This window comes from Methylomonas rivi (assembly GCF_024505165.1).
GTDB lineage: Bacteria > Pseudomonadota > Gammaproteobacteria > Methylococcales > Methylomonadaceae > Methylomonas > Methylomonas rivi.
This window is the reverse complement of the sequence record NZ_JANIBK010000018.1, coordinates 1-12,963: the sequence shown is the minus strand read 5'-3', so window position 1 is coordinate 12,963 and position 12,963 is coordinate 1. Positions and strand designations below refer to the sequence as shown.

The 12,963-nt window shown below is 55.7% G+C and carries 11 protein-coding genes; 4 read left to right on the top strand and 7 right to left on the bottom strand.

All coding sequences use genetic code 11. From position 1 onward, the window contains the following. Window positions 1-236: 236 nt before the first annotated feature. Together NP596_RS05320 and NP596_RS05315 are read right to left on the bottom strand one after the other, a co-directional pair. Window positions 237-1,199, bottom strand: a complete 963-nt coding sequence (locus tag NP596_RS05320; protein WP_256614235.1) for a FecR family protein — start codon at window positions 1,197-1,199, stop codon at window positions 237-239. Continuing rightward, complete coding sequence (locus tag NP596_RS05315; RefSeq protein WP_256614234.1) at window positions 1,196-1,708, bottom strand: RNA polymerase sigma factor; 513 nt, start codon at window positions 1,706-1,708, stop codon at window positions 1,196-1,198. The genes NP596_RS05320 and NP596_RS05315 overlap by 4 nt, the downstream gene beginning before the upstream one ends. A gap of 256 nt (window positions 1,709-1,964) precedes the next feature. On the opposite strand from NP596_RS05315, the gene NP596_RS05310 reads away from it, so the two are divergent. Together NP596_RS05310 and NP596_RS05305 are read left to right on the top strand one after the other, a co-directional pair. Next, entirely contained in the window at window positions 1,965-5,435 is a 3,471-nt protein-coding gene (locus NP596_RS05310; RefSeq protein WP_256614233.1) for a PPi-type phosphoenolpyruvate carboxykinase family protein, read from the top strand. Window positions 5,436-5,721: 286 nt separating this feature from the next. Further along, window positions 5,722-6,126 (top strand): bacteriohemerythrin, encoded by a 405-nt coding sequence (locus tag NP596_RS05305; protein ID WP_256614232.1) that lies wholly within the window; start codon window positions 5,722-5,724, stop codon window positions 6,124-6,126. A gap of 5 nt (window positions 6,127-6,131) precedes the next feature. On the opposite strand, the gene NP596_RS05300 is transcribed toward NP596_RS05305, so the two are convergent. Next, window positions 6,132-6,377, bottom strand: coding sequence for a phospholipase D-like domain-containing protein (locus NP596_RS05300; protein WP_256614231.1), 246 nt, complete (start codon window positions 6,375-6,377; stop codon window positions 6,132-6,134). A 134-nt stretch (window positions 6,378-6,511) separates the two neighbouring features. Here NP596_RS05300 and NP596_RS05295 point away from each other — a divergent pair, with 134 nt between their 5' ends. After that, window positions 6,512-7,375: a TOBE domain-containing protein gene (locus NP596_RS05295; RefSeq protein ID WP_256614230.1), complete on the top strand. Its 864-nt coding sequence runs from the start codon at window positions 6,512-6,514 to the stop codon at window positions 7,373-7,375. Here NP596_RS05295 and NP596_RS05290 read toward each other — a convergent pair. After that, window positions 7,355-8,947, bottom strand: coding sequence for a phospholipase D-like domain-containing protein (locus tag NP596_RS05290; protein ID WP_256614229.1), 1,593 nt, complete (start codon window positions 8,945-8,947; stop codon window positions 7,355-7,357). The two genes, NP596_RS05295 and NP596_RS05290, sit on opposite strands and share 21 nt — an antisense overlap. Before the next feature lie 252 nt (window positions 8,948-9,199). Between NP596_RS05290 and NP596_RS05285 the strand changes: the two genes are divergently transcribed. Beyond that, a complete protein-coding gene (locus NP596_RS05285) occupies window positions 9,200-9,460 on the top strand; it encodes a hypothetical protein (protein WP_256614228.1) in 261 nt (86 codons plus the stop codon). A 119-nt stretch (window positions 9,461-9,579) separates the two neighbouring features. On the opposite strand, the gene NP596_RS05280 is transcribed toward NP596_RS05285, so the two are convergent. The 3 genes from NP596_RS05280 to NP596_RS05270 all read right to left on the bottom strand — a co-directional run. Further along, on the bottom strand, window positions 9,580-11,049 hold the full coding sequence (locus NP596_RS05280) for an endonuclease/exonuclease/phosphatase family protein (RefSeq protein WP_256614227.1): 1,470 nt from the start codon (window positions 11,047-11,049) through the stop codon (window positions 9,580-9,582). A 3-nt stretch (window positions 11,050-11,052) separates the two neighbouring features. After that, window positions 11,053-12,660, bottom strand: coding sequence for a glycoside hydrolase family 57 protein (locus tag NP596_RS05275; RefSeq protein WP_256614226.1), 1,608 nt, complete (start codon window positions 12,658-12,660; stop codon window positions 11,053-11,055). Next, window positions 12,653-12,963 (bottom strand): hypothetical protein (locus tag NP596_RS05270; RefSeq protein WP_256614225.1); only part of this gene is annotated, 311 nt, incomplete at its 5' end. The genes NP596_RS05275 and NP596_RS05270, both read right to left, overlap by 8 nt.

Genomic DNA, 12,963 nt, shown 5'->3' with positions numbered 1-12,963 from the left:
GGGTTTCATTATCATTTAACCGAGCCTACTTCCACAAACGCAGGTTCAGCTTATTATCCCTTAGAAGTCATTTGAAAGCTCAAACGACTGTCGCTATTGGGTCGAACCTTGCCGTCCAGACTCCATTAATCGCGATATCTTTTTCAAATCCCGAGGTTTCATGACTCCTGCAGCCCATGGAAAATTATCGACGCCCGCTGTACAGTCATTGTCAAGGCCCGCGGATGGAACCCGAACTACCGCCTTCCGGATATGACGATAGTCTGCTTTTTACGCACCGCGCGAACCGGCAACATCGTCTCCACGGCCCGCAAAAAGGGTTGCAAATCCGCGATGTCGAAACTGCCGCTCAAGGTCTGCCTTGCCAGCGCCGGGTCGGCGAATACGAAGCGAACCGGGTGATGGCGTTCCAGTTCGGCGACCACTTCGGCCAACGGCGTATGTTCGAACGCCAGCCGTCCGTCCACCCAGCCGGCCTCGTTATCCGCGTCGCTGGTTTCGATTGCCTGCAATTGCTTGTTGCCGTCCAGTTGCCGGCTATGGCCGGCTGTTAAGGGCTGTCCCAGCCAATCATGCTCCGGCTTCAAGGAGACCTCGCCTTCCAGCACGGCCACCCGCACGGCATCCGCACGGCTGCGTACCGTAAAACGGGTGCCTATGTCCCGAATTTGCAGGCCGTTGGCTTGCACGGTAAACGGCCGCAGCGTTTCATGCGCCGCATTGAACAACGCCTCGCCTTCCAGCAAGGTGATTTCCCGCCGGCACCAACTGAGCTTAACGGATAAGCGGCTGACGGCATTCAATTCAATCGACGAACCGTCGGCCAAGCTTATCGATTGGCGTTGTCCCACGCTGGTGATATAGCCGACCGGCGCGGCCCGGTAATCCAGCCACCACCCGGCGGCGAGCGCCGCCGCCAGCAATACGCTCAAACCGGTTCTGACACTCACTTTTTGCGGCCCGGCCCGTCGTGCCGCCTGTAAATCGGGTAGCTCGCCGCTCTTTAACGGATCGAGATTGGCCCACAACTTTTCCGCTTCGGTATAAGCCAAGGGATGCGAGGCGTGTTTATCCAGCCAGCGTTGAAATTCGGCCCGCCTGGCGGCGTCGCAATCCTGGCTTTGCAGGGCCACAAACCAGGTCACCGCCTGTTCGAAACTACGCTGGCTGAAACGGGCTTGCCGGGCATTCGAGCTCATACCGCCGATTCCAGCCGGCGATGGCAATGCAACATGGCTTTCACCAAATGCCGTTGCACGGTTTTTTCGGAAATACCCAGTTGCCGGGCGATGTCGGCGTAACTCAATTCGTCGATTTTGCGCAATAAAAATACGTGCCGGCATTGGCTGGGCAGCGCGGCAATGGCGTCAAGCAGCATCTCGCACTGTTGCCGCACGATGGCCAAGGCCTCAGGCTGCACCCGAGGGCATTCCAAACTGTCGTCCAGTTCTTCGGTACGGCTGTTTACCCGCAGGTCGTAGCGCAAAAAATCGATCGCCAGCCGCTCGGCGGTTTTATACAGGTAGCCGGTCAGATTATCGGCGTGCGGCAAGGCGTCCTGGCGCAACAGCCTTAAATAGGTTTCCTGGCTTAAGTCCTGCGCGGTGTCGGGACAACGCACTCTTTGCAGCAGGTAACGAATAATGGCTTCACGATGATCGCGAAACAATACGGTTACTTGCGCATGGTCGATAACGGCGAGAGGCATTGGTTGGAATCCGGAATCAAAATCGGTGGATAAATCCCCGGTTTCAAGCAATTCGGATACCAGCCGCACAAAACCCTGCCGTGGCAACCGCTTAAGGGCGCGGCGCCCCATCCGTTACGGGCAATAATAGGCCATATCACACAGCAGCCGAGACATTTAACGCATTCTTCAATGCGAAAATCGGCCAATGGGTTATGCCGGAACCGGCAAGATTGCTATATCATGCCGCTATCAATTAACCAACCATGGGGGCATTATGGATAAGCTACGGGCGCTGGGTCTTGGATCGGATCATCAGGACCGGCAAAGTATCAGTCAGCAACTGCATCTTTATATCAATTTAAAGCTGGCATCCTGCGGACAACCCACCTGTAACGATGCCGAGTCCGCCGTTTTCATGGATACCGCCCAGGATTTGCTGAACAGTTATCTGGAAAAAAACCGCCAGCTGGCCGGTTCGTCGCTGTATCCCGCCGACCGCCGCATCCAGAACTTCCTGGAGCGTTATCTGGCCGACTTGGGTCTGGATAAAATCCCCACCCTGCCCACCATGACCTTCGAATTGGACCGGCACGGGGTGGCCCGCGAACTGTCGCTGCCGCTGGGCGCCGACGAATTCAAATCGGAAATCGTCTCCAGTTACCGGGTCAAGCAAGGCGTATTGCATAATCCCGCCAGCGACCGCCGCACCACCGAAGGTTCCTTTCATATCGCGGAAGGCGGCCTGCCGGTGCCGGGCGATAAAAAACAAGTGCCCAAACTGACCTTCGCCAGAATGCTGGAACAGGCCCTGAAGCCGCCGGCGGACATGCTGATCGTACCGTTTACCGCCAATCAGCCGCAGCCGGCGCGCATGTTCGCCTCGTTGCTGCTGCGTCCGGTGATTTGCCCGGAAATCCCAGGCATGGAGGCGGAAAAATCCATGGAAATCCGCTTTTTCGCTCCCGGCAATCTGGTCAGCAATCTGGATTTCGTGGAAAGCATTTTCGGCAACGGCGGCAACCCGGCCCTGCCCGAATGCGACGCGGCGCTGGATATCGAACATTGGAGCGGCCATAGCGGCTGCGTGATTTTGGCCCCGCATTTGGCCAAACTGCGCAAAATCGATGTCGGCCTGCCGCATTGGGACGACGCCAGCGAGCGGCAACGCGCCGACGGCATGTGCTGGGAACGGGAAGACGAACTGTACAACAACGGCCAAGCGTTTAAACTTTGCGCCCGCGACGCCTCCGGGGTCATCGTCACCCTGCTGGCCGACAACTATTACGGTTATTGCAAAAAAGAAGTCAAAACCCAAATCAGCTATGCCGCCAATCTGTTCGGTTCCGCCGAAGAGGAACACGCCGGCGGCGCCTTGGCCTTCCGCCGCTTCAACCACGGCGACGAATTCGGCGTCGGCAGCCTGACCCGCGAACCCGGTTACGATTTCGATGAAATGGCCTACCACTACGGCGCCGTCATGACCGTGCAGCCGGAAGGCTACGCCATAGACAACCGCTTTCCCGACGTCGTTTATGTGCCGCAGGATTTGCGGATGAACCTGAATACCCAGAAAATCACTTGGGTCAAAAACGGCAAAAGCCACGCCATTCGGCTGCAGCCGGGCAAAATCTATATCCAGCCCAACGGCTACAAAATCGAAATGTGCAAACACCCCGGCGCCCCCTCCTGGCGCTTGGTGGGCACGGTGGCGGAAGGCACCTTTTGCCATAAACCGTGCACGGTGTCCGGCGGCGGCAAGTCGGAAATTTCCAAATCCATAGAAGACGCCGTGATTTACGGCCCGCTGTTCGTCGACGACCTGCAGCGCGACCTGGACCGGGTGCAGGCCATTTTCGACAAGGATTACACCGGACGCTTCAAGCCCGGCTTCGAACACGAAGACCACACCCCCACCCGCGCCATACTCAGCGACGAACGCAGCCTGGGTTCGGTGATCAAATTATTGACGCCCTCGCCGCACCACACCGCCGAATTCAACGCTTGGCTAAAAGCCATCCCGCCCAGCATCATGGCCCTGGTATTTTTGATCAAACGTTTTTACCGCAGCGAATGGGGCGATAACTGGCGCGACCATTTATCGGTCGACATTATCGACGGCGCTCCCGGCCATGAATTGAAGCTGGACCACCGCAAGATTGTGGCCACTTACCTTAGGGTGGGTTTCGATCTGGAAGGCGGCTGGCGCACCTTTAAAGTACGCCAGGATTATCTGGCCTGCGAAAAAGTGCAGATGGAAGACGACATCAGCGCCTCGGTGGTGGTGCCTGTAGCGGCGATACGGCCCTGGATCGCCCAGGACGTTCGCGGACAAAGCGTTAAATTGGTCGGCAACTGCGAATACCGGCTATTCCAGCGCCCGGACGACGCCATCATCCCCGGTTACGACAAGCAAACCGAATTCAATATGTCCGCCCCCGGCAATTTCATGGCCAATTTCGAACCGCTGGACCATGATAAGCTGGCCGAGGTAGTGGAAGACGTGCTGACCTTTTCCAAATTCACCCCGCCCATGCACGATTTGTTGAGCGAGGCTTATCGACAAAATCAGCCTTACGCGGTATCGTCGGCGCACCCGCGCCTGGTGGACGGCAAACCCTCGAAAAATCCGCGCTATCTGGAAACCCGGGTGGATTTGATCAAACCCATGCGCAAATACGTGGCGGAAATGGGCGCCCGCCTGCATCGCAAAATCCCTCTCAATCAACCGCTGTGCCACCCGGTGGACGCGGTACTCACCGGCCGCCGCAACAATCCGCCCGACGGCAAGATCAGGGCTCTGGCGGTCTACAACCCGATTCATTATCAGGACTTGCCGGAACTGTTCATGGACTTTGTCTGCTCGTTGACCGGCAAGTCGCCCTCCACGACAGGCGCCGGCAGCGAAGGCGCGCTGACCAAGGGCCCGTTCAACGCCTTGCGGCCGACAGCCGACCTGAACAATGCCCTGGTGTCGTTTATTCTAACCGGCTACCCCGGCTTTTCCAGCTCGGCGGGCTATATCGGCCCGGACATTCGCGTCGATCACGACATCAGCCTGCTGATTCCGGAAATCTGGTCGCGCCTGTCCAAGGATGAGCGGCAACCGGAGTATCTGCTGAAACACGGCTATCTGGAACCGCTCAACGACTTCGAGCATAACGGCAATATCGTGCTGGCCAGCCGGCTGGGCTACCGCATCACCAGCCACTTCGTACACGGTTTGATGGGCAAGATTTTCGATAACCCGTATGCGGTGTTTACCGACGACATCCTGCAACCCGAGCGGCAAAATCTGGACGTATTCGTCGACGGCGTCAACAACATCGTCGAAACCCAGCAACAAGTGGCCCAACAGTATCTGGACGACGGCAGCGTGGAAGATGCCTGCCCGCCGTTGCGCGCCCTGCTGCATATCATGGCCTTGGGGCATTACCGGGGCATGGACGCGCATCATCCGGAGATACGCGCCATGTTCAGCCGGGAATATCTGCTCGATTCCGCCTGGTACCGGGAAAGGCTGGCGATCAAACAGCAACGCGATGTGGCTTTGTGGCAGCGGCATGTGGCGTATCTGGACAAACACATACAAGACGGCCGCCGCCACGGCCAAACCGCGGACGGCTATTGGCAAACGCGCCACCGGCAGGCCGCGGAAAAACTGGAAAAGCTGAAAGCGCCGGACTACTTGCAAACCTTGATAGGCACGCTGGGCGCCGATCCGCTACAGCCCTATCAAGCGGATTAACCCATGATTGACCCGGATTCGTTTTTCCGCCGTCCGGCTCGGGCCGGGCGGCATATTTATCAAGCGGTTATAAAAAATAACGGTAACTATTCAGTGAATGCCAGCCGATGCGGATCAATTGCGTAGGTTGCTCGATAGAGCGTAACCCAACAATTGAAGCCATTGCACCGCCATAAGCCGATGCGTTGGGTTACGGCTGGCATTCGCTGAATAATTACAAAATAATATTGTCGAATCGATTGAATAGCTTATTCTAAACATCCATCCCCTATACCGAGGCACGCTCATGGCAATCGACATCCGCTGGGACAAACGCTTTGAGGTTGGTCACCTGCGCATCGACCACGAACATCAGGTGTTTCTGGATTTGATCCGTAGCGTATCCCAAGCCTCGGAAACCGGAGAACCCAAGGCTTGGTGCATGCGTTTATTGAACGAGGTTAAAAAATACGCCGATTTTCATTTTTTCAGCGAAGAAAACATCATGCTGAGAACCGGCTACCCGGATTACCCCGAGCACCAACAAAAACACGCGGAATTATTGGCGCTGCTGGACGAACGGATACACGCCTACGCCACCGACCGCATCTCCCTTGAAGCGGTAGTTGTGTATATGTTCGACTGGTTCGCCATGCATACGACCAAAATGGATAAAAAGCTGGGCAAATACATCGATGGGCTGAAGGAATGACCGGCCTAATAAAATACCCGGAACGAACGCTGAATCTGGTCGAATTCGTATAAATAGGGTTTGGCCGCATCGTGGTTGGCGGCCACCACGATCAAGTCGTGGGAGAACACTGAGGTGTTATACCCGTTGAAACTGCCTTCTATGACGATGTAATTGTCTATCACGCAATACTTGGAAAGTATCGGCGAATACGGCACCGGATGATCCTCCTGGCCGTACACCAAGCCTACCCGAATCCTGACGGTAAACAAATTTCTACTTTGTATGCATCCTGCAGTAAGATTCCGTCAAGTCAAAAAATGATGGGCGGGAAACTGACTTTAGAGCCGAAATTAACAGGCTTCCGACATCTTTTCGCAACGCACTTGATTACATTTAACAAAAAATGGCCAAAAATCCGACTCAGCACAAAGCAACATATCCCGATTACCGCTGGGTCACCGGCAAATTGCGCTTGGCCGGCATGCTGGATACCCGCATGCTGAACTTGCTGAGAGCGATAGAAGAAACCGGATCGATCAACCAAGCGGCTAAATTGGCCGGCTTGAGTTACAAGGGAGCCTGGCAGATCATAGAGCGTGCCAATAACATGGCTCCCAAAGTTCTGATATCGACGGCTACCGGTGGCAGCAAAGGCGGCGGCACTCGATTGACGGCAGCCGGCCAAGCGTTATTGAACCTGTTCACGACGTTGGAACAGCAACACCAGGTATTCTTAGCGGAACTCAACGGCAAGCTCACGAACGATCCCGACATAATGCTGCTGTTAAAACCCTTGGCCGTTAAAACCAGCGCTACAAACCAGCTATTCGGCACGGTTACCGAAATCGTTACCGGCGCTGTAACCGCTGAAGTACACGTGGCGCTGAAAGGCGGCGATCGCGTCGTCGCCTCCGTAACCATGGACGAATGGCAAACGTTGGCTCTTAGCACCGGTTGCGAGGTGCTGGTACTGGTCAATGCTTCGGAAATCATGCTGGCGGTGGCGACGCTACCGCCGTTCTCGGCCCGCAACTGCTTAACCGGACAGGTGATACGTATTCTGCAAGACGGGGTGGACACCGAAGTAATTCTGCGCCTGCCGGGCGGGGACACCCTGTCGGCCTCGATTACCTTGACCAGTTTGCGCAACCTGAACTTGAAGAAAAACAGCGCTTGCCACGCATTATTCAAAAGTAACGCGCTACTCCTGGCGGCGTTACAACCGACGGAGGGTCAGGGATCCGTTTCAGAAATAGACTCTGAATAAGCGCTGGATTTGATCGAACTCGTATAAGTAGGGTTTGGCCACATCGTGGTTGGCGGCCACCACGATCAAGTCGTGGGAGAACACCGAGGTGTTATACCAGTTGAAACTGCCTTCTATGACGATGTAATTGTCTATCACGCAATACTTGGAATGTATCGGCGAATAAGGCACCGGATGGTCGTCCTGCCCATACACCAAGCCTACCCGAATCCCACCCCACTTTAAACGCTGCACGGCGGGCAGCAGCGGCCGGTTCAATTCCTCGTGCATCGGCCGCTCCACGCCGATACGGCCCTGGCGGGCCAGATGGCCGTTGAACAAAATCTGCACGTCCACCCCGCGTTCCTTGGCCTGAATCAGGGCATTGACGACGCTATCGTGATGATCGCCCAACAGATCGCCGATCAAAAACAGGCAAATCTTGATCGAATGCCTGGCCCGGTGAATTTCCGCCAGAATGGCATGATGCGGACGATAGACCTGGCTGTTGGCCATGGTATGCCGGCCGAAGGTATACAGCAGGTTGAACGGGCTGAGCGGGTCGATGCCGTATTTTTGAATCACGCCGCCGCGCTGGCTTTGGAAAATATTGTCCAGCAAACGGCAGACACCCTTGGAATGAAAGGTCATGCCCGATTCCCAGTTGGCCCACCAGCGGTCGAAGGTGATATTGAACGACCCCAAAATACAGTCTTCATCATTGAATATGACGAACTTGGTATGCATGTCCGGCTCGACTTCGATCAAATGGTGCTTGGGCGTGCAGAACACCCCGATCAACTCGATGCCGGAGCGTTTCAGGTTGGCGTAAGTCTGGCTGTTGGTCAAGGTCATCTTGCGCCAATCCACCACGCATTGCACCCACACCCCCTGATGGCTGGCGTGGATCAGATGATTCACAAAGTCGTTGTCGTCTATGCAGTCCACGCTGACTTTAATGGTACACAGCCGGTTGGGATTATCCCGCTTGGCCATGATCACCTTGTCGATATGGTCGTGAATAAAGCGCTTGGGGTGGTAGGGATGATATTGCTGACCCTTGGTGAATTTGGGGATCAGATTCAGCGAATGAAAGTGGTGGTTGTACCAATCCGCATCGGCTTGCAATTCGCCGGGATTCAGTTCGTAGGTGCGGTAATAATTGGCCGTGGCATGTTCGTCGGTAATAGTACGCTGCTGATGATTGCCGTCCTGCAGCTGGTACCAATCCATAAAGATGTATTCGTTCCGGGAAGCGATGGAATGCTCGCCCAGATGCACGATAAAGGAAAACTTGATGCAGTTGATTTTGCCGAAATGCACCGAACTGGGCAGAATGAAAAAATCCCGGGTGGCGCGTTTATGCCGGTCCCATTGAATATCGTAGGCATCGGTATCGACGATATATTTCTCGCAGACGTTATCCCGGTATACCCATAGAACCACCTTCAGGTTGGCCGACATGCCGTGGTACATGTCGAACTCTATCCTGCCCCAGCGCAAATTAAAGGTATCCTTGAAATCGTTAACGCGTTGGAAATACCCCCCCAGCTTGCCAAACACGGGTCTTGCATAATGTTCTGCGACTTGCATATCGTTGTCCGGAATAAATCAGATGGGGAATTATGCACCAAATAGCCGGGGGATTCAGAATTGCCATTCCAGGGATCAACGATTTTCCCGCTGTCAAGCCTATCCATCAAAACCGCCCTAAAAAATTCGATTGCTTTTTAGGCGGAAATTGCTATTTTAATCACGTTATTTTTTCTAAATAACAGGTCGGGAGTTCGACCTTTTCCTGGTATAGGAATTACCCAACGCTCCGCAAGGAGACTGGAGAATGCCATGAATAAAATCACCCCCCATCTACTAAGAGACTTGGACACGACGCTGCCTTCGGGCACGGAATGCTATCTGCGCCCCTCCGCGCGCAAAGCCCTGACCAAACACCGCAAGGGCAGGCAACCCGCCACTTTCGTCAGCAAAGAAAGAGCCGTTACGCTTTTGGCGCAACGCTTGGGCCGCGGCCTGAAACGTTTTCTGATTCAGGAACTGCGCGCGGCATTGCCCGCGGAGCAAGCCTGCCCGCCTGAAAAAATGGCTTAATACGGACCATCATCGCCCGGTATTTTTAGCGCCTCGACCTTGAGGCGCGGATAACATCCACCCTCCCCCTGAAACAAGGGGGATTTTCTTACCGGCTAATCGCCGAAAGCGCCTGAAAACTATTTCGGTTCGAATGTCATCAAATAGCCGACATGGTCGGACACTTGCCCGTAGTCCCAATCGGTAAAGATTACCCGCGCGGAAGTGACTCTCAAATCGCTGGACTTATTCATAAAGATGTAATCGATACGGTAATCGTCCGCCAGCAGATTGCCCCAGTGGGGGTCGTTGACGCGGAAGATTTTTTCGAACAAACCCCGATGGTTGGCGGCCAAATATTGGTCTTCGTATTGATTGCCGTTCACCACCTGCCGATAGCCGATAGAGCCGGCGGCAATGTTGAAGTCGCCGCACAACAAGGTGGCTTTGACGGCATCGTCCTGCAAGCCGCCGGCCCATTCGCCCAAGCGCTGGAACTGTTGCTGAAAGCCGTCTTCCCACCAGCTCAAATGGGCGGAAAACACATTGACGGCCCCCATGTAAGGCACATGTACCTGTGCCATCACCACTTTGCGGGAATGGATGCTGTAGGCGTCGTGGCTATCGGAAACGTAGCGCGAATGGGCATGGTGCAAGGGGTAACGGCTTAAAATCGCCACGCCCTCGCGGTATTTGTCGAAGCCCAGATGCGACCAGTCCGTGTAAAGATGCATGGCCGGTTTCAGACGCTGGTTGATGATGTTGGCGGCATTGGACGCCCAGTCGCCATGGCCGTTGTTCCAGTGCTCGGCTACCTCCTGCAGGCAAACGATATCCACCGCCTGTTCGTTGATGGCCTTGGCGATTTGCGACAGCTTGTCGTCCTGCCTGTCCTCCTGATAACAATGCAGGTTTAAAATCATCACCTTGAGCGGATCGCGGCCGGTCTGATAGTTTTTGCCGCCGTTATTGTCCCAAATCTCTTGCCGCGCGGTTCGGCAGCAAATGCTGTACTGTAGGGCAAACGCGTCTTCCGCCTTCAAACGGGCCGTCCATATCTGGGCGCCGCGTTGTTTCAGGCGTTTGCTACGGTGGCATGGGGTTTGCCGGCTGTGCCGCCAATTGTCGTCGGTCCAATGCAATAACACCGCCTCGGCGCGCATGTCCGGATCGACCGCCACCTTGATTTGCACATAGCGCTGCCCGTCTTCCAACTTCGGTTTAATGTGGAGGTTTTGTAGCCGCAAACCGCGCGCCAACGCAACGCCGCTGCCCTGCTTGCTTTGAAAATTCCAACCGCCGTTGTTATCCCAAAACTCGCCGTCCCGGCAGCGCAAACGCAAGGCGAAACTGACAATTGCGGCCGGTTCGCGGCCGGATTTACCGTTCAATACCAGCCGTGCCTGCCAATATTCCTGTTGCTCGCCGCGCGGCCCCAAATACCGGGCGGCCAGCATATGCCATTCGCCATCCGGCCCAGCCCAGGCCACATCGACCTGTTTATCGAAACTCAGATTCTCCACCGCCAGCAAAAACACCAGCACCTGCTGGCTACCGGCTTTTTTGCGGACAATGGTGTTTTCCACCGCTAAACATTGAATGGCGGCCATGGCTTACTCCTGAGGCTGGCGAGCATGGTAGTCGCGAAAATCGATTTCCGGAAAAATATCGTCCATCACTTCCAGCGCGGTCAAATAGCGCTCGTCGATACGATTTTTGCGTATGCAATCGTGCAGATAATTAAAGCGCGCCAAATGGTCGGTGAGGCGCTTCTTGGCGTAGTCGGCCGTGGTGCCGGATTTCAGGATAAACGGCCAATCGGACGCTTGCGCCAACAGCAGCGATCTCAAGGCCTGATTCAAGGCCCGTTGCTGCAGTTCGCTGACCTTGAAGGGTTTCAGATCGCTGACCAGTTTTTCCATTTCGTTGCTGGCTTGGTGCAGCAAGGGATAAATCCAGTCGTTGGTTTCGTTCAGCCAAAAATCGGCATAGCCCTGGTCGCCCCAGGTCGACATGGCCGGCACGGCTTGCTGCTGCAGCGGCTGGCGTTGCAGATAATCGCCGCAGCCGACGGTTTCCACCCCGTTTTCTTCCAAGCTGGCCAAGCGTAACACCTGTTCCAGCCACAACGGCCCTTCATGCCACCAATGCCCGAACAATTCCGCATCGTAAGGGGCGACGATAATGGGCGGCCTGTCCATCTCCGGACCGATGGCCCGAATTTGCCGCCGGCGCTTGCCGATAAAATCCTCGGCATGGCGGCCGAGCGTTTCCAAGGCCTTGTCAGGCTGGTAAACCGCCTTGACCGGCGCATCCCGTCCGGTAATGCGATGGTATTTGATACCGGTATTGATACGGGTAACGCCGTCCAGAATATAAGGCGCAATATAATCCAAGGGTAAATCGAAACCGATGTCGCGGTAATACTCCCGGTAGGCCGGGTCGCCGGGATAGCCTTGTTCGGCGCTCCACACCTGTTGCGAACAACTCGGATCGCGGCCGAAAGCCATCACGCCGTTACCGCAGTCCAGCGGCGCATAAACGCCATGCCGGGGCGCTTGGCCGGCATCCATGATGCCGTGGGTATCGACAAAAAAATACCCCACCCCGGCATCCCGCAACACTGCTTCCAGGCCTGGATAAAAGCCGCATTCCGGCAACCAGAATCCGCTAGGCGCAAAACCGAAGCAGGCCTTGAAGCTATCGATGCCGACCTTGATCTGGGTTCGCACCGCCGCTTCGCTGACATTCAGCAAGGGCAAAAAGCCGTGCGTGGCCGCCGTGGTGATCAACTCCAGCCGGCCGCCGCGGTGATGCTTGGCAAATGCCGCCAGCAAATCGCCCTGGTAATGGTTTTGGTAAGCATGCAGCGCATCCAGATACCCGCGCCTATAACGCTTTGCCAGGTCGTTAAACGGCGGTTGGCCTTCGGTGCGGATCACCTCCTTGCCGGCCAATTCCAGCAATTTCCGCAGGTGCCGTAAATAGCGGCCTCGCAGCAATTCATCCTGCAACATGGTAATCAAGGTCGGCGACAGCGACAGCGTCAACCGGCAAGGGATATTGTCCTGCTGCAGCCTGTCCAGCATGGCAATTAAAGGCAGATAACATTCGGTGATGGCCTCGAACAACCAGTTTTCTTCGAAAAAACTGTCGTGTTCCGGGTGATGCACATAGGGAAGATGGGCATGCAGAACGATGCAGAGATAGCCTTTATTCATCGTGAAGGTTCTTTCCTTGGCCTGAGGCGGTTTTACCGGGGGACGCCGCGGTATTCAAGGCCGGCATTATAAACGGAAGCATCGCATTCGGCAGTTCCCCGCGCGCTTCGGGCGCCACGGTTACGGGCGTCGGGGCTGCATTCGAATACACTCGCGGGGTAAATACCTGCTCGCCGGTCATTTCGCCCAAGGCCGCCCGGTAGCGGGCGGCGGATGCATCGACCAGCGCTTCCGGCAGCCATACGTCCCGCTGCCCGTCCAAACCGTCCACGCTCACATCGAACCAAGGCTGGCCGGCGGCCT